14 protein-coding genes are annotated in these 17,439 nt (G+C 58.7%); 1 reads left to right on the forward strand and 13 read right to left on the reverse strand.

The features are described from left to right. Positions 1-176 precede the first annotated feature (176 nt). From CE491_RS29965 to CE491_RS30015, 11 genes are all read right to left on the reverse strand, one after another. Positions 177-1,499 carry a hypothetical protein gene (locus CE491_RS29965; protein WP_234407707.1) on the reverse strand — a complete coding sequence of 441 codons (1,323 nt, stop codon included), beginning with the start codon at positions 1,497-1,499 and terminating at the stop codon, positions 177-179. Between the two features lie 89 nt (positions 1,500-1,588). After that, positions 1,589-2,842, reverse strand: a complete 1,254-nt coding sequence (locus CE491_RS29970; protein WP_110951922.1) for a glycosyltransferase family 4 protein — start codon at positions 2,840-2,842, stop codon at positions 1,589-1,591. Further along, positions 2,839-3,840, reverse strand: coding sequence for a glycosyltransferase (locus CE491_RS29975; RefSeq protein WP_110951923.1), 1,002 nt, complete (start codon positions 3,838-3,840; stop codon positions 2,839-2,841). Before CE491_RS29975 ends, CE491_RS29970 begins: the two co-directional genes overlap by 4 nt. A 235-nt stretch (positions 3,841-4,075) precedes the next feature. Beyond that, a complete protein-coding gene (rfaH, locus tag CE491_RS29980; RefSeq protein WP_110951924.1) occupies positions 4,076-4,600 on the reverse strand; it encodes a transcription/translation regulatory transformer protein RfaH in 525 nt (174 codons plus the stop codon). A gap of 6 nt (positions 4,601-4,606) precedes the next feature. After that, entirely contained in the window at positions 4,607-5,407 is an 801-nt protein-coding gene (locus CE491_RS29985; protein WP_110951925.1) for a WbqC family protein, read from the reverse strand. 34 nt (positions 5,408-5,441) lie between these two features. Beyond that, positions 5,442-7,658, reverse strand: a complete 2,217-nt coding sequence (locus tag CE491_RS29990) for a polysaccharide biosynthesis tyrosine autokinase (RefSeq protein ID WP_110951926.1) — start codon at positions 7,656-7,658, stop codon at positions 5,442-5,444. Further along, positions 7,659-8,111, reverse strand: a complete 453-nt coding sequence (locus CE491_RS29995) for a low molecular weight protein-tyrosine-phosphatase (RefSeq protein WP_110951927.1) — start codon at positions 8,109-8,111, stop codon at positions 7,659-7,661. Then, positions 8,101-9,030 carry a glycosyltransferase family 2 protein gene (locus CE491_RS30000; RefSeq protein ID WP_110951928.1) on the reverse strand — a complete coding sequence of 310 codons (930 nt, stop codon included), beginning with the start codon at positions 9,028-9,030 and terminating at the stop codon, positions 8,101-8,103. The genes CE491_RS29995 and CE491_RS30000 overlap by 11 nt, the downstream gene beginning before the upstream one ends. Before the next feature lie 30 nt (positions 9,031-9,060). Then, positions 9,061-10,575, reverse strand: coding sequence for a lipopolysaccharide biosynthesis protein (locus CE491_RS30005; protein ID WP_110951929.1), 1,515 nt, complete (start codon positions 10,573-10,575; stop codon positions 9,061-9,063). 47 nt (positions 10,576-10,622) lie between these two features. Continuing rightward, the gene (locus tag CE491_RS30010) at positions 10,623-11,744 is read right to left on the reverse strand and encodes a DegT/DnrJ/EryC1/StrS family aminotransferase (RefSeq protein WP_110951930.1); all 1,122 of its coding nucleotides are present in this window, start codon (positions 11,742-11,744) and stop codon (positions 10,623-10,625) included. An 84-nt stretch (positions 11,745-11,828) separates the two neighbouring features. Next, positions 11,829-12,614: a hypothetical protein gene (locus tag CE491_RS30015; protein ID WP_199885292.1), complete on the reverse strand. Its 786-nt coding sequence runs from the start codon at positions 12,612-12,614 to the stop codon at positions 11,829-11,831. Positions 12,615-13,530: 916 nt separating this feature from the next. On the opposite strand from CE491_RS30015, the gene CE491_RS30020 reads away from it, so the two are divergent. Continuing rightward, complete coding sequence (locus CE491_RS30020; protein ID WP_110951932.1) at positions 13,531-15,339, forward strand: aminopeptidase P family protein; 1,809 nt, start codon at positions 13,531-13,533, stop codon at positions 15,337-15,339. Positions 15,340-15,704: 365 nt separating this feature from the next. Here CE491_RS30020 and CE491_RS30025 read toward each other — a convergent pair whose 3' ends face one another. Then, positions 15,705-15,995, reverse strand: a complete 291-nt coding sequence (locus tag CE491_RS30025; RefSeq protein WP_110951933.1) for a hypothetical protein — start codon at positions 15,993-15,995, stop codon at positions 15,705-15,707. A gap of 179 nt (positions 15,996-16,174) precedes the next feature. Next, positions 16,175-17,059 carry a threonine/homoserine exporter RhtA gene (rhtA, locus tag CE491_RS30030; protein WP_110951934.1) on the reverse strand — a complete coding sequence of 295 codons (885 nt, stop codon included), beginning with the start codon at positions 17,057-17,059 and terminating at the stop codon, positions 16,175-16,177. Positions 17,060-17,439 lie beyond the last annotated feature (380 nt).

Genomic DNA, 17,439 nt, shown 5'->3' on the forward strand with positions numbered 1-17,439 from the left:
GCTTTGGTTACTTTCGCGTTTTTCGAAAGTCACCTGCCGGGGGCGGAAAAGTGAATCCGCGCCACCACCGATAACGAATATATCCACTATCCCGGCGCCACTCTCTACGCTTGTTCCTCAATATCGAACGTACACATCCACCCAAAATCACAACCACACGAAAAAAACGCTGCAAATCAAGGCAAGGCAAACAGCGCAGGGCGGGTGCCCAGCGTAATTATTTTGGGGAAGTCATCAATCGGCACCTGGGCCGAGCAACGTCCCTCATTGCAGTTCCAGGGAATGCCGCTGTCGACCAGATCCTTTTGCGGCTCCCGGGTATCGATGTACTGCACATTGCCGCGTAACACACTGCTGGCATCGACCTTGATCGATCGCGGGTAACCGGCCGTCCAGGCGACCATGATCTGTTCCGAACCCCGCGCAAACCGCAGCAAATACTGCGAGTCGATCTCACGACTCTTCTCCGCGTCGTAGCGGAACTGATGCAACGTCGGGCTGATAGCCTTCAGCGTCAGATACGCCTGCTTGACGCTGAGATCCTGATGGAGCAGACCGAAATTCTGCTCTGGGTCAGTGTTGTCCGGACCGTCGTCGAGCAGGCCGTTCCACCACATCCCCTTGATATTGGGCACCGTTTGCGCAAGAAAGAAACTGCGCGCCAGGAAGGCGGCCTGGGTTTTTTCATCGACACCGCAGCGCCCCTCGTTGCTTGGCCATCCCATCTCCGTCAGGTACAGCGGCACGGGTGCATTGTTTCGGGTCTTGTCCTTGAGGTCGTCGTTGATCCTTCGTAGCCAGGCAATCCAGTTTTCCGGGGTGTTGCGCTCGTCCGAGCGACAATGCACGTAAGGGTGCAGCGACAGTCCATCCACAAAATTGAGGATGCCGGATTCCACCAGCCGATCGGCAAATCCCAGGTCCATGCCTTGGCTGGTCACTGCGCCCGCCAGAATCAACATCGGCCGCTGATTGGCGCGGATGCGTCTGGCGGCTTCTTCAACCATCACGCTGTAGTCCTTGCCGAATGCCGGATCAACCGGATTCTCCCTGTCCCACTCGTTCCAGATTTCGTAGAAGTCCACGTTGTCGCTGAGCTGCCGGGTCACGAAACTGACGTAGTTGCTGTACCCGTCACGCACAATGGGTTTACGCGGCTTGGCGTAGTTGTCGTAGAACGGGTTGCCGTAGCCCAGCACCAGCAGTGGCCGAAGCCGGTGTTCCTGGGTCTGGCCCAGATATGTCTGCCAGGAGGGTTCGATCTTCATCAAGCCTCGTCGGGGCTCGGCGCTGGACCAGTAGGCGTCATCGCGCACCGAGTCCACGCCCGCGTCCTGAAGCAATTGCAAGGCTTTGGCCGGTAAGGTGTTCCTGTTCATCAGATGGGTATCGACCCCAAGGATGAATGTGTCGTCGGCGCCGGCTGCGCAGTTGAGGAACAAACCCAGCAGCAGGAGCAAAAAGGGTCGTCGTAACCTCGTCAGGCGCATGATGGGCATGGTTTGTCTCAATGAAGAGGCACGGTCCGGAGCGCTTGCTCAGGTAGGTCTCGGGCCGTCGGCTAGTGGAATCGCGTGACTGCAGGTCTTCAAACGGGATGAGGCAAGACCGTCAAGTCGCGATGCACGATGTTGTCCAGCAAGGTCTGGGCGAAGATGCTTTCGTAGCTGTCCAGCATCAGCTCCAGATCCAACAGCGACGCGACACTGACTCGCGCCTGATTGCTCAGCCGGGCCAGCAGTTCCGGTTGCTGATGCAACCTGAGCATGGCGTGTCCCAGCGAGTCAGGGTCGCTCGGGCTGCACAGCAAGCCGTTGAGCGGGTCCTGGATGATCTCCGGCAGCCCGCCCATGCGGCTGGCGATGACCGGTACCGAATGCGCGCAGGCCTCGACTGCGACCATGCCGAATGGCTCGTTCCACATCGAGGGCACCACGGCCACGTCGATCTGCTTGTAAAACGCTTCAGGCTTCTGGTAGCCGACGAAATTGATCTTTGGTGAAGTGGCCAGCGCCTTGAAGGCAGCCTCATCGCAAGGCTGGCCGCGCCCCGCAATCTGCAGCGTCGCGTCGAACGGCAAACGCTGGAATTGCTCGATGAGCCAGCGTACGCCTTTCTGCTCGGACAGGGTGCCCATATATCCGAAACGCAGTGGCGCTCTTTTCATCGCCGGATCGATCTGGCGTTGCCGGCTCAGCGAGTTACGCGCCGGCGCATACGGACTGGCGTTGTGCACCACGTAGCCTTTGGCGGCGTTGAAGTAACCGCGTGTTTGCAGCTTGTCGAGGATGAACTGACTGACGCCAACCACCGTCGACACCTGCGCCGAGCGTGCATCGTGGCCCTTGCGAAACGCCTGGCAACTGCTGCACTGCTGCTGACAGCACTGGCCGCGCTTGAACATGTTGCTGCTCGGGCACATCAGATACATGTCGTGCAGCACCTGCACGATAGGCAGTTGCGCGGCGGTGATCTCGTCCCACACCGACACCGACCATCCCGACAGGTTGTGGCAGACCACCAGTTGCGGTTGCTCGATGGCGATCACCTGTTTCACGTAGCGGCGCATGGCACCGTTGTAGCGATCGCGCAGATGCCAGCCCAGACGCGCCAGGCGCCCCGGACGCTGTGCGCCGAAGTGCCAGTAGAAATTGCGCAGACCGGCGCGATGAACCGTGACGTCATTGACCGTCTCGGTCGACAGCCCCGCGTCGGGACCGGTCACCAGCACGCTGACCTGACAGCCGCGTTGCTGCAGGCCTTCGACAGTGCGTTGCAGAACGATCTCCGCGCCGCCGCCGATGTGAGGTGAGTACAGGCTGCTGATGAACAGTATTTTCATAACGGATACGACTGATTCAGACCCAGTACGCCGGACTCACCGTCGCGGATGGCTTTTTCGATCAGGCTCAGACGCTCTTCGGCGCCACGCCGCTTGGCGATCAGCCGCAGCAGGCGGAAGAACACCCAGCGGTTGAGGCCATACAGCAGCGAAGAGTTGGCCCAGACGTTCTTGTCGAACCAGGCCTGGTTGCGCGCCCCGTAGTAGGCGCGCAAGTCCGAACCGCCCAGCAGAAAACTCTCGTAGATGTTGTTGGTGCGGGCCTTGATGTTCCAGGAGCTTTCCAGGTCATCGAGCACCGCCTCCGGCACCAGGAAGATCCGTCCGCCGCCGGCGGTGATGCGCCAGGTGTATTCGCTGTCATCGGCGTAGAGCATCAGCGCGTCCAGCGGCAGGCCGATCTTGCGATACAGATTGCGATGGGCGAGCAGGCCACCGTAGGTCGCGAATGGCAGTTGCACCATTTGCAGTTTGTCGTGGGCACCCTGCGGCGCGCCCCAAGGCAGACGGCGCCAGATCTTGTAGGGCAGTTGCGCGATGTGAAAACCGAAAAAGCTCGATCGCCGCTGGATCGCGAAACGCTTCGGCACCCCGGCGGCGATATCGGCCTGATGCGTGGGGCGGAAACCCAGCACAGCGGCTTTTTCTTCACCGTCGATCAGCTTGCGATCTTCAAGGACTTGATGCAGCGTGGCGATGGCGTTGATGGTCGGCGCATTGTCGTCGTCCATCAGCCAGATATGCTCGGCACCAGCATCCAGTGCGGCCTGAATCCCCACCGAATACCCGCGGGCGGAACCGGTGTTCTCATGCATGTAGATGACGCTGACCTGATCCGGCCAGGTGCGGCGCAGGGTGTCCAGCGGCGCGGTCGAAGCGTTGCTGACAATGATCACGCGATCGATCAACGGGCTTTCCAGCGAACGGCTGACCAGCGTGTGCAAGTAGTTGAAACGGTCACCATAGGTGAGCGTCACCAGCGTCGTTTTCGGGGTCATGGTGAGTTTCCGGGCAAAGGGGTTCAAGAGGCTGAAAGCATCAGCCCCGGGCGGATGGGTATGAAGAAAATGGAACGACGTGTTTCAACCGGCCCAACCTGACCTGTGGGATTGAGCTTGCTCACGAAAGCGTCAGTACATCCGCTGCATCTTCAGCGGCACGAAATCAGCTTTCGCGAGCAAGCGCACTCCCGCAGGGGGTTGCGTCCCGACAGGGGAAATCAGAAGCTTCAGATCAAACCCGCGCTTCCATCCGCGTCAAACTGCTGACCGGCAAGGTCACTTTCTGTTCGCGCTGCAACAGGTTGAGCAGGATAACCGCGCGCTCATCGCCGTCGGCCGCGAGGAAAATCGCTTCGACGTCATTGAAGCCCTCTGCGGTGATGCGCACGGCCTCGCCTTGCTGGAAGGCCACTTTCGGCGACGGCGCCAGCAGGCGCGTGCGGATCTGCTCGATGAGGACATCCTTCACCGGAATCGGCATCCCGCCGAAGGTCACGATGCGCGCCACGCCGCGGGTCGAGCGGATCGGGTACCAGTTGTCGTTGGTCTGATCCATGCGAATGAACAGGTAGCCGGGAAACAGCTCCTCTTCGGACGCGCCGCGTGAGCCGCGTTTTTTCTCGCCATGCTTGACCGGTCGGTAGCATTCGAAATGCTGACGTTGCAAATGTTCCTGAGCCCGGCCTTCCTGGCGGGGTTTGGTCTGAATCAGGTACCAGCGTGCTGGGTTGCTGGAAGGGCTATCAGCTTGAGACATCGTTCTTCACTCCACTGCAATCCGGTTCGACGGGTTAGAAACAAGCTCGAGGTGTGGCGTCGGCCGGGCCGACAGCCCCGGTTCGGCGGGGGGCGGGTTCTTGTCCAATTGGTACTGGGTCAGCAACTGCTGAACCTGTTCGATGCAGTTGAACATCAGTACATCGATAATTGACAAGTTGGCGACGAAAGGTTTGCCGAACTGCCTGTATTGCACCGAACCCATCCGGAAAAACCGTACCAGCAAGCGATTACGCGCGAAGTGGTCACGGTCATATATCACCGATCCACCCTCAGGCGTGATGAATGTCGTCGCGTCGAAGATGTGAGCGATGCGGATGATGCGTTCCTGCTTGTCCGCCGGGCTGCCCAGAATCAGATCCGAACTGCGCATGATCGGCGTGACGATGTGTAGATAAGCGCACATTTCCCGGATCGCATGTTCAGCATACAGCGCAATGTTCTGCTGCGGAAAACGGATCAGGCGCTCGAGCAGCGGCATGACCTGGGCGAAGTAGGGCGCCTGTTCGTAACTCTCGGTAATCAGACGAATCAGCCGTTCGGCTTCCTCGCTGAAGTGATCGCACAGTTGGCGTTGATTGATCTGCAACACGAACCGATCCTTCTTCAGCGGGAAGCTGAGCAGTCGGGCGTCACCGTTGTGCAAAATACGGTTGCGGTTGACCCAGCCAGAGCGCACATATTGCAGATCGTCTCCCAGGACGAAGACGTCTGCAGCGGCGATGAGCTGGAAGTAACCCAGGTACGGGAAGAGGTAAGGTTGCATCACTGCAATGGTCCTGGCCATGAACGCCTCCTTTACTGCGACGCTGGGTATCTGCTTATTTACGAATGGTGGTGTAGTCATACCCGTAGGCGGCGCAGTCGTAGTCGGCGGTCGACGCCTTGCGCAGTACGCCGTTGAAGATGGCACCCTTGATCAGGATGCCGTTGTGCATCAGGCGACGCTTGCACGCCTCGATTTCCTTGGCGGTGGAAAGGCCGAACCGGGTAACCAGCAGGCAGGTGCCCGATTGGCGACCCACCAGCGTGGCGTCGGTGACAGCCAGGATCGGCGGGGTGTCGATGATCACCAGATCGTACAGCGGCGATAGTTCGCCGATCATCTTGTTGAAGTTGTCATGCATCAACAGTTCCGACGGGTTGGGTGCCGCGAAACCACAGGAAATGAAATCCAGGTTACGCACTTCGGTGTGGTTGATCACTTCCATGCTTTTCAGTCGTGCGGCCAGCGTGTCGGACAGGCCGTGCTTGGGTGTCAGGTTGAACACCTTGTGCAGGTAACCCTTGCGCATGTCGGCGTCGATCAGCAGCACGCGTTTGCCGGTCTGAGCAATGATCACCGCCAGGTTGCTGGAGACGAACGACTTGCCCACGCCCGGCGTCGGGCTGGAAATCATCAGCACGTTGTTGCGCGCTTCGAGCATGGCGAAATGCAAGCTGGTACGCAGACTGCGCAACGACTCGATCGCCAGTTCCGTTGGCGCGTTGACACTGAGCAGGCGTGGCTCTTTGCTGCCTGTGCGGCTCTGGCCCGCCTTGTCCATGCGTTCCTGTTGACGGGAAAATGGCAGCGACGCGTAGACCGGCATCCCCAGGTTTTCGATCACTTCCGGGTTGTCGACGCCGCGATAGAATGCCTGGCGCACGAACACCGTCGCCACCGCCAGCAGCAGACCGGCGAGGGCGGCGATCAGCACGATGATTTTTCTCATCGGCTTGACTGGCTCTTCGACGTTGGCGTCGGCGTTGTCGATGATGCGTACGTTGCCGATGCTGCCCGCACGAAGAATGTCCTGCTCCTGGCTCTTGTCCAGCAACAGGGTGTAGGTCTGCGAGGTGACTTGCATATCTCGGTTCAGACGCAGCAGTTCCTGTTGCGCGGCCGGCAGGGCTTCGATTTTCTTCAGCAGCGCGGCTTTCTGCGCTTCGACCTGACCAATTTGGGTCATCAGAGCGCGATAGGTCGGGTGCTCAGGCGTGTACAGACGCTCAACCTCGACCCGTTTCATTTTCAGGTCAGACAACGTGCCTTCCAGCTTGACCACCTGGTCCAGCACCGATTTGGTCTCGACGCTCAGGTCGACCGATTTGGCGCCCATCTGGAAATTGTTCAGGGCAATTTCCGACTGCTCCAACTGCTTGCGTACGGCAGGCAATTGCGAGCGCAGGAACTCCAGGCGCTGGGCGGCTTCGGCCGAACTGCGTTCGACGTTCTGACGCACATACAGACGGCTGACTTCGTTGAGGATGCGCTTGGCGAGCGCCGGGTCAGGATCCTGGATCGACAAGTAGACGATGCCCGAATCCTTGCCCGCTTCGATGATTTTCAGACGGTCCTGATAATCCAGCGCCGAGGTCAGGGTGCGTTGACGGATGACCGTGAACTCGGTGCCAGGACGGCCGTTTAGCGCCGCCACTTGAATCTTCACGCCGCTGCCTTCGACCGTCTGACCGACCGGGCCGCTGAGCAGCTTATTGTGGTCTTCGTCATACAGGCTGAAGGTGTCAGGCTTGTCGACGACCATGGTCAGCTTGTCGCCCAGCAACGCGTCAGGCACTTCCAGCTGGAAGATGTCGATTTTTTCGCCACCCCAGGCATAGCTGTCCAGGCCGAACAACGGCGAAGCCAGCTCGCCTTCGTGATCGGGCTTGAAGTGACGGGCCATGTAGCCGCCGATGCCGGGTACGTATTTCGGCTTCTGAATGATGTTGAGCTTGAGGTCTTCGACGACCTTGCCCAGCACTGCGCGGGACTTGATCAGCTCGATCTCGGTGGTCGCCTGGGAAACCGATAGCGGTTTGGCGTTGACCTCGGTGCGACCTTCGATGCCGATTTTCTTCGGCTCGATCTGGATCATCGCGTTGGCCTGAAAGATCGGCGTGGCAAGGATGGCGTAGGTGAGTCCAATCAGGACGCAGACACCGACAATCGATGCAATCATTCCTTTGTGATCGAAAAGTGTGCGCAAGATAGTCGCCAAATCGATCCGGGAGTCCTGGACCTCGTCCAGGGAAGTACGGTTCATAGCGGTCATTTATCTTGGATCTCCTGACTGAAGATAAGGAAGCCAGTCGTCGACGCAACGCGAAAGCTGCTCGTAGGTCTGTTCAAAGGCTAGTTTCGGGCGCCGGTAGGGGTCGGCTATTTCCAGTGCTTGTTGCCATTTGCCGATCAGAAACGTCTTGCCGCGTACCTCGGGGGCCAGCTTGAGTACGCTTTGCGTCTGACAGTGCTCCATCAGCAGGATCAAATCCGCGTCGTAGAGCATCTGTCGGTCGATCTGCCGACTTCGATGCTTGTGTGCGTCGACGCCGTTGACTTGCAACACGGCCCGGGCCAGTGGGTCCATGGTTGAACTGAGCATGGCGTGAGTGCCGGCCGACGAAATCGCGATGCCCGTGTCGTGCACGCGTTGTCGGAACATGGCTTCGGCCATGGGGCTGCGACAGATATTGCCGACGCAGACCACCAGAACGTTACTGAACATGACCTTTGCTGAAGGTCGTCATCAGTCTCTTGCCGATGTTCAAGCTGAAGTTGCGCCCGACCTGCATCAGGGTCTGAGCCTTGCGCTGGGGGGAGATGGCCGAGAGCGAGTAGCCGACCAGTTCCATCAGGAAGTACTCGTACAGCTCGTCGTTGCCCAGGCGGTTGTAATAGTTGGCCAAAGCGCCCGAGGTCTGCAGCGCCATGTGCAACTTGCGTTTGTTGGAGCGCATGGAGAACACACCGCCCGGATGCAGGCGATAGGCAGCGGGCTTGATCTCGGCCATGAACTTGCCTTTACCGTAAGCCCCGAGCAGCGACCACCAGACCAGATCGTTGAGCGGCGCAGCAGCCAGTTCCTTTGGCAGCGAATCGAACACGTTGCGAAACACCGTCGTTAGCGTCGAGATCGGCCGCGCCTTCTGCAATTCCAGCGCCGTGGCATCGCCGCGCAGCTTGCCTTGCAGCTGCACGGGATACTCGCCGTTGGTATCGAAGGGGATGGCGTCGTGGTAGGTCAGCACGTAATCGGGATGGCTTTCGAGGAAGTCCACCTGGATCTGCAGTTTGTGCGGATCAGTCCAATAATCGTCACCTTCGCAGAACGCGATGTAGCGCCCCCGTGCTTCGCCGAACAGTCGCGGCACTGACGGATTGCCTTGCGAGTACTGGTTGGTCTCGTGATAGAAGGGCCGGATCAGTGTCGGGTAGCGCTTGACGTAATCGGCGATGACGCGGGCCGTGCCATCCGTGGAGGCGTCGTCGTTGACCAGGATTTCGAAGTCGAACGTCGTTTGCTGCATCAGAAAACCTTCCAGCGTCTGAGCGACGTAGGCTTCCTGGTTGTAGGCTGGGCAGACGATGCTGACCAGGGGTGCGGCGGACGGCGAGGTGCTCGTCTTTTTGCTAATAGCATCCATGGCTGTGCTCTCGGGATGAAAGTCTCTGTGCTAGAGACTGGGTTTGCTGAACAAGACGGAAATTTTCGTCACCAGTGGCTTGTAGCTCGCTGCTACCACCATCAGCGTGATCAGGCCGCTGACGGCCAGACCCTTGAACGTATTGAAACGGTCGCCATCGGCGATCATGCGCAACACCGGCTCGCTGATCGCCAGGCCTACGCCGGTCATCACGCAGATGCGGATGATGTCGCGCAGCCAGATGCCGTGAATCCCCGGTGCCAGTCGCTGATGCACGATGGTCGGCCAGATGGCGAACGACACCACGCGCAGGACGAACCAGGCGATCGCGGCGCCCATGGCCCCGTAGTAATGAATCGCCAGAAACATCGCCGGCACCGTGATCAGCGCCGATACGACGCTGTACCAGACATGCAGACGCATCTGCCCGTAGGCGTATTGCAGATAGAACTGAAACGCGCTGACGGCCATGATCGCGCTGCCCAGCGAGTACCACGGCAGGATCGAGCGACTCCATTGCGCGGCCGGTTCATCGCCGGACCAGGCGTAGACCATCTCGTGGGCGTGCAGCGCAATCAGCGCCGCCAGCGGAAACAGAAACGTGCAGACAAAACGGTTGGCCGCCAGAAACAGCTTGTGCATGTCATCGCGACGCCCTTCGGCCATCAGCACGGTCAGGCGCGGCAACAGCGTCTGCGCCAATGGGTTGCTCAACATCATGATCCCGGTGGTGATCAGCGCCACCAACGAGAAGTAACCGTACTCGTTGAGCGGCAGCAACTCGGACAACAGCACCTTGTCGATCTGGGTCAGCACGATCCACAGCACCGCCGTGCCGGACATGCTGGCCGCGAACGGGATGATCGGCTTGACCAGTTGCCAGTCAAAGCCGGTCAGCCACGACGGCGTCGGCATCTGCTGGTAGGCGCGAGCGGCGAAGATCAGCGTTTCGATCACGCCCACCAGCACCTGAAATTCGAAGAAGAGCACCGGGTCGCTGGATATCGTGCTCACCAGGAACAACCCGCCGAAATAACGCAGGGTGGCGATGATGACGTTGGCGATGTTCAGCCAGGCGTGTTGTTCAAGGCCCTGAATACCGCTTTTATAGAGCGTCGAATACAACCGCAGCGCGATGACGATGCCCATTAGGCTGATGCACTCGACCAGGGTCTGGGTCGACAATTCTTTAGGATTGAGCCAGCGCACGGCAATCCAGTCGCTGCCGACCATCATTGCCAGGCAGCACAGGCCCGCCAGCGGCACGAAGATCAGTTCGAACGAGCGCAGCAGACGACCTGAGTGGTAGTCCTGCACCTCGGCGCCTTGCTGGTGTGCGACTGCGCGAACCAGGCTCGGCGACAGACCTGCGTCCAACAGCTGCAGCCAGGCCTGCAACACCGAAAAGAACCCGATCAGCCCATACGCCTCGGCACCCATGTGGCCCAGGTAGAACGGCATGATCAGGATTCCCACCAGCAGGGTGTAGGCCTGTCCTGCATAGCTCAACGCAGTGTTGCGTATGACTGAGCGTTTGGTTTGCATGGTGTGTCCTTTCTAGCCGAGCGTGAGCGTATTGCCGATACCAGGTTTCAGATGGCGCTTGCCATGTTCGGTACCTGATACGGCGCATGGCCCGGACTGCATTCGGCGATCACGGTGGCGATTACTCGTTCCTGATCCTCGAGCTTCAAGCCCGGATAGATCGGCAGGCAGAGCACGCGTTCGCTCAAGGAGCGCGAAGCGGTTTGCGCCGCCTGCGGTTGCAGGTATTCGAGGGTGTCCAGCGACGGATAGAAATACCGGCGCGGGTTGATGCCGTTGGTGTTCAAGGCGCTGCGCAGGCGCAACAGTTGTTGTTCGTCGCTCACGGCAATGGGGTAATAGCTGTGGTTGAGCTGGCTGTCGTCTTCGGCTTTTTGCAGATCGACGTAATCCCCCAGGCGCGTGGTGTAGCGGTGGGCAATTTCAGCGCGTTCCTGAAGAATGTTCTCGATGTCGTCGAGAATGCACAGGCCCATCGCGGCAGAAAATTCGTTGAGCTTGGCGTTGATGCCGATGCCGTCGATCTTGTCGACATCGACGATGCCGAAGTTGCACAGCAGGTGAACCCGGCGCGCCAATTCGTCGTCGTTGGTGATGATCGCGCCGCCTTCAATGGTGTGGAACAGCTTGGTGGCGTGGAAGCTCAGGGTGCTGATGTCGCCCCAGTTGAGCACCGACTTGCCAGCGTGACGCACGGCGAAGGCATGGGCGCCGTCGTAGACCACTTTCAGGTTGCGCCGACGGGCGATCTCTTCGATGCGCTCGACCGCACACGGGTTGCCGAACACGTGGGTGCCGACGATGGCAGTGGTGTCGGAAACGATGCGGCTTTCGATGTGCTCAGGGGAGATGTTCCAGGTCTGCGCATCGATATCGGCGAAGATCGGGCGAATGCCTTCCCACTGCAGTGAGCTGCTGGTGGCCACGAAGCTGAACGGCGTGGTCACTGCGCTGCCGCTCAGACCCAGGGCGCGATACGCGACCTGCAGGGCGAGGGTGCCGTTGTTGGTGAGGATGACGTGCTTGACGCCCAGATAGTCCTTCAGGCGCTGCTCCAGTTGACACACCAGTGGACCGTGGTTGGTCAGCCAGCCACGCGCATAGATGCCTTCGACGTAAGTCTTGAACTTGTCGATATCGCCCAGGTAGGTCTTTGTTACATTGATCATCGAAGTCTCCATTTCTGACGCAAATCTTTAGGGCTTTTCAGGCAGTCATGCTTTGCAGACGGGGAACGCTGCGTGCGAACCGGTTCAGCTCTGGGTGGAAGCGGGGGGCTGGTTACCGGCCCTGTTACTCATTCGTCGCGCTCGGCTCTGGTTGATCCTGAGGATCAGCCGAGTCGCCAGACTTCCTGTATGAGGGTCACCGAAATGGAGCAGCGCGGTGGCGCGCTTGACGTTGGGGCCGCACGGCTGATTGGCGTGCAGCGTGCGATAGCCCCAGAAGAAGTAAACGTTGCCCGGCTCCAGGCGCAGGACGTAAGGCTTGAGCCAGTTGCGCTGCATGCCTTTGATGATCCAGCCGCGGGTGATCTTGTTCTGCAGCAAGGCTTTCTCGATCACGTTGAACAGCACCCACGAGCGCACCCGGCGAATGTTGGGAAACAGCATCAGATCGCCGCGTTCTTCACCTTCGGTCGGGATGAACACGGGGATCAGCGCGGTGACCAGGCTGGCGTCATAGTGGAAGGCGTTGGATTCACGTTTGCCTTGGTTGCCTTGTACGCAGCGCAGCACCGGGAAGATCCGGTCGCTGCGCGCGTCATGCTGTGCGGCATGTCGGTAGAGGCGCCCAAGCAGCGATTTGAAGCGTGGATCTGTCCAGTAGCTGGCCAGCAGGCTTTCGCCCAGCGCTGCTTCACCGTGATAAGCGAAGTATTCACCCTGATGCTTGCTGGCTTGCTCGTCCGTCCAGGCGCGCAGTTGCTGAAGATCCTCTTCAGTGACCGCGCCGCTCAGCTTCGCAAAGCCGTTGGTATCGATTTCATCAGCCAGGCGCTTGGCCAGCTGCTCATCCATGTCGAAAGATAAAGGCATTGCCTCGCGTCCTCTCAAGAGGGTGAAGGGGACACAGCAGGTGGCGATCAGGATTCAGGCACGCTACCGCCCGAATCTGCTGATCCTGCTGTTCTTTTCGCTGTTCTATTCACGCTGCGTGTCTTTCAAAACCGGGCTGAAGTAAATCGTTGGGCAAAGCTACCGCCCTACCGAGCACTTTCAGCAATTTTGAAAATTTTCTTTCGGCCGACAAATACCCACCGGCGCAACCTGCACACCGTTTCGGTCGTTAACTTCGTTGGCAAATACAGAGTGATGAAAGTCTGAATGTCTTCGACGCGTAGCTCTGTGGCTACGCTGCTAAAACAGGAAAACATTGGACAGGCATATATATCGACGGCTGGGGACTTTCTGTCAAATTATTTCGCCAACATTCTGTTAAATTTTTGATAACCGGAATATTCATATTCGTAACCTATTGATTTATATAGCAGTCAAAAAACCATCATTGCCCTATCACGGTGCGCTGACGCTTTTGTACGGTCGCAAAAACGGACCCTTCGTTGGAATGAAAACAGCCAAAGGACATTTTTCCAACGTCAGAAATCAGGCGTACGGAGGGGGAGCGGTTTTATGGCGCGAATTAATTGAACACAGTTACGACAATATTTATTGATGCGCGGGGAACTAATCCAGCGAGCGTGTGTAAAGTTGTTATTACAGTTGTATCGAACTTGGTTGTCAGTCTTTAACTTGAAGGTTTTTGATAAGGAATCAGGGGCTGCTGAAACTTATTGCAGTACCGAATGTCGGCCATGTGCCGACATTTGAGGCGTAACAGCTTCTCTTCGCCGGCGCCCACTTCCTGGCTCTGCGCCGTGCGGTTGATCCGGACCGATACGTCCTCCATTATCTGCCGGTGCGACGCAAACCTTTCGGGTCAGCAGGAGATTCAATGAATACGCAGTCGAAAACCAGTGGAGTGGTGGCGCAACGCCTGGCGCAGGCACGCGCCCTGATGAGTCGTGAAGGTATCGATGCCTGGCTGGTGCCATCGGCCGACCCTCATCTGTCTGAATACCTGCCGGGCTATTGGCAAGGTCGCCAGTGGCTTTCGGGTTTCCATGGTTCGGTAGGAACGTTGATCGTGACGCCAGACTTCGCTGGCGTATGGGCAGACAGCCGCTATTGGGAGCAGGCGACCAAGGAGCTGGCTGGCAGCGGCATCGAGTTGGTCAAGCTGCAGCCGGGCCAACCGGGGCCGCTGGAATGGCTGGCCGATCAGGCCAAGGCCGAATTCGTGGTGGCGGTGGATGGCGCGGTGCTGGCGGTGGCGTCCTCGCGCACCCTGGCCAGCAACCTTTATGCACGTGGCGCGCGACTGCGTACCGACCTCGATCCGCTGACCGAGCTCTGGAACGATCGTCCAGCACTGCCGACCCAGGCTATTTATGAGCACGTCGCGCCCCAGGCGACTCAATCCCGTCCTGAAAAAATGACCCGCTTGCGCGGCGTGCTGGCCGAGCGCGGCGCCGACTGGCATTTTCTTGCGACGCTGGACGACATCGCCTGGTTGTTTAACCTGCGCGGCGAAGATGTTTCCTACAATCCGGTGTTCATTTCCTTCGCATTGATCGGCCCTGATAGCGTGAGCCTGTTCGTCGCGCCCGAGAAGGTGAGCCCGGCTCTGCGCAAAACCCTCGAAAGCGAAGGCATCACCTTGCGCGAGTACACCGGTATCGGTGCCGCGCTACGTGAAGTCCCTCGCGATGCCCGACTGCTGATCGATCCGGCTCGCGTTACCTGTGGCCTGCTCGATTATCTGGACAGCGAAGTGACCCTGGTCGAAGGCCTCAATCCCACCACCTTGTTCAAGTCACAGAAAAGCGAAGCGGATGCACAGCACATTCGTCAGGCGATGGAGCAGGACGGTGCGGCATTATGCGAATTCTTCGCCTGGCTGGATTCAGCGCTGGGCAACGAGCGTGTCAGTGAATTGACCGTCGACGAAAAACTCAGCGCCGCACGGGCCAGACGTCCTGGCTATATCTCCCAGAGCTTTGCCACCATTGCCGGCTTCAACGGCAACGGTGCAATGCCGCACTATCGTGCTACTGAAGCAGAGCATTCGCAGATCGAAGGCGATGGCCTGCTGCTGATCGACTCCGGCGGCCAGTACCTGGGCGGCACCACCGACATTACCCGGATGGTGCCGATCGGTACCCCGACCGCAGAGCAGAAACGCGATTGCACGCGAGTACTCAAGGGTGTGATCGCCTTGTCTCGTGCTCATTTTCCGAAAGGCATTCTGTCACCCTTGTTGGACGCCATTGCCCGCGCGCCGATCTGGGCCGAGGGCGTCAACTACGGTCATGGCACCGGGCACGGCGTGGGCTACTTCCTCAATGTGCACGAAGGTCCGCAGGTCATTGCCTACCAGGCGCCGGCGACGCCTCAGACTGCGATGCAGCCGGGGATGATCACCTCCATCGAACCGGGCACCTACCGCCCGGGACAGTGGGGTGTGCGGATCGAAAACCTGGTTATCAACCAGGAAGCAGGCAAGACCGAGTTTGGTGAGTTCCTCAAATTCGAAACCCTGACCCTGTGCCCGATCGACACCCGTTGCCTGGAGGTCAGCCTGCTGACGAACGAGGAGCGTGAGTGGCTGAACGACTACCATGCGCACGTCAAACAACGCTTGACCCCATTGCTTGAAGGCGCCGCGCTGGCCTGGCTTGAGACGCGCACCGCAGCGGTCTGATAGTGCCCGGCGACATCGCCGCTTTCGAGGCGGCGGTGTCGTTTCCTTATTGTGTGAAGTCTTCAGGCGCCGCCGATCACCAGAGCCACCTTCTTGTTATTCGAGTCGACAGCCATAGCCTTTCCTTCGTTGAGCGGCCATTTGCCTGACGCACGTCAGTTCAGGCGCTTCGGTGCGTCCTCCGGGTGAATCGGCTCATGGTGATGTCGATCCAGAATGCATATCAATGGCGGACGTGGCAGATTCACGTGGGCATATATATAGAAGGGATAGGGCAGACATGAAAGGCGTGGCGCCTGCTTTTGATAAGCAGGCGGGGAGGGTCGACCATGATCTGCTGTTTCGGCAGACCTCTGAAGCGGCAATTACGGGTTGGATGGCTTCTTGCAGACGATAATCATGCTTCGACTGGTGTAGCCGGCTGGGTTGAGCCCCAATGGGAACTCGCTTGGATCCTCTGCAGCGTCACCGGATTTGGCGATGACTCGATATTGCTTCGACTCGCATGAATCGGTCGCCATCTGGTAGCACTGGTCCCATGAGGACGACAGACCGGAGCAGTTGATATGCAGACCGCGCTTGCTTTTGACCGGCTTGGAAGTGGCCGCGCACCCGGCGACGGACAGGACTGCCAGCATTATTAAAATGTACTTCATTCCTTTCCTTACCTGACCGGGTTCACCGCTCAGTCTCTAGCCTTGAATTCGCTCGCTTGCGTGAAGCCAACAGCCATGCCCGTCCAGATGAAACTCCGCCGTGGAGAGGGCCCGGGCGTAACATGGCGCAACAGCGTTACAAATGCTAGTGACATCGTGTAACCGACGAAAAATACACCTCAATCGGATGGCACGAGGGTGACTGCTTCCGGGCGCATGGTGAGGGTTGCACCGGCCGAGGCGACGATGATCGCGCTGATGGCCAGCCATTGGGTCAGTGACAGGCTTTCTTGCAGGAACACAAGGCCGGACAACGCGCCAACGGCAGGCTCCATGCTCATCAACGTGCCGAAAGTGCGAACCGGCATTCGGGTCAGCGCGATCATTTCCAGACTGTAGGGCAGTGCGGTCGAGAGAACCGCCACGCCAAGCGCCACCGGAATCAATGCCGGGTCGAGCAGAGCGCTTCCCGCATGGGCTACGCCAATGGGCGCGATGAAAATGGCTGCGATCATTACGCCAAGCGCGGCAGTCTGCACACCGTGATCGGCCCCGGCTTTCTGTCCGAACATGATATAGGCCGCCCAGCAGACACCGGCACCCAGTGCGTACAGCGCGCCGGTCAGATCCAGCGTGTCCGCCTTGCCCATGGGGATCAGCAAGGCCAGGCCGGTCACGGCCAGGACTATCCAGATGACGTCGATAATCTTGCGTGAGTGCAGCAGAGCAATTGCCAGCGGCCCGGTGAACTCCAGTGCAACGCCGATCCCGAGCGGGATAGTACGGATAGCCATATAGAAGAGGAAATTCATCCCGCCCAGTGCGACGCCATATATAAGCACCGTGCGCAGCGAGCTGGCCGTGAAGGTCGTACGCCACGGGCGCAGGAGTACAATCATCAGGATGCTTGCGAAAATCAGGCGCAAGGTGGTGGTGCCTTGTGCGCCTACGAGGGGGAACAGCGACTTGGCCAGGGATGCGCCGGTCTGTACGGATGTCATGGCTATCAGCAGCATGCCAACAGGAAGGAGGGCCGAAGCCAGGCTGCATTGTTTTGCGTTCATTGCTTGATCAGGATCCGGAGGGCAGGTGGGGCAATAAAGGTGGAGCGCAATGATGCTGAAGAAATGGTCGATGAGCAATATATTGCGCAGTTTTATTGATTTGAATCGATTTTTAAGAAATCCAACATAAGTGCTTGACGCCCCTCTGAATCTCTCTATAATTCGCCCCACTTCCGGCGCAGACGAAACGGAAAACTCCTTGGTAATCAAAGAGTTGGACGAAGTAAGCAGCGAGGAAGCGCCTCGGTTCAGCGACTTGAATCGACAGCGATGAGGAAGGGGTTGACAGCAGGTTGTAATGCTGTAGAATTCGCCTCCCGCTGACGTGAGACGGCAAGTCGAACGAGGCGCAAGTGGTTGAAGTTGCAAAGGAAACTTTG

Source organism: Pseudomonas bohemica (assembly GCF_002934685.1).
In the GTDB taxonomy this organism is placed as follows: domain Bacteria; phylum Pseudomonadota; class Gammaproteobacteria; order Pseudomonadales; family Pseudomonadaceae; genus Aquipseudomonas; species Aquipseudomonas bohemica.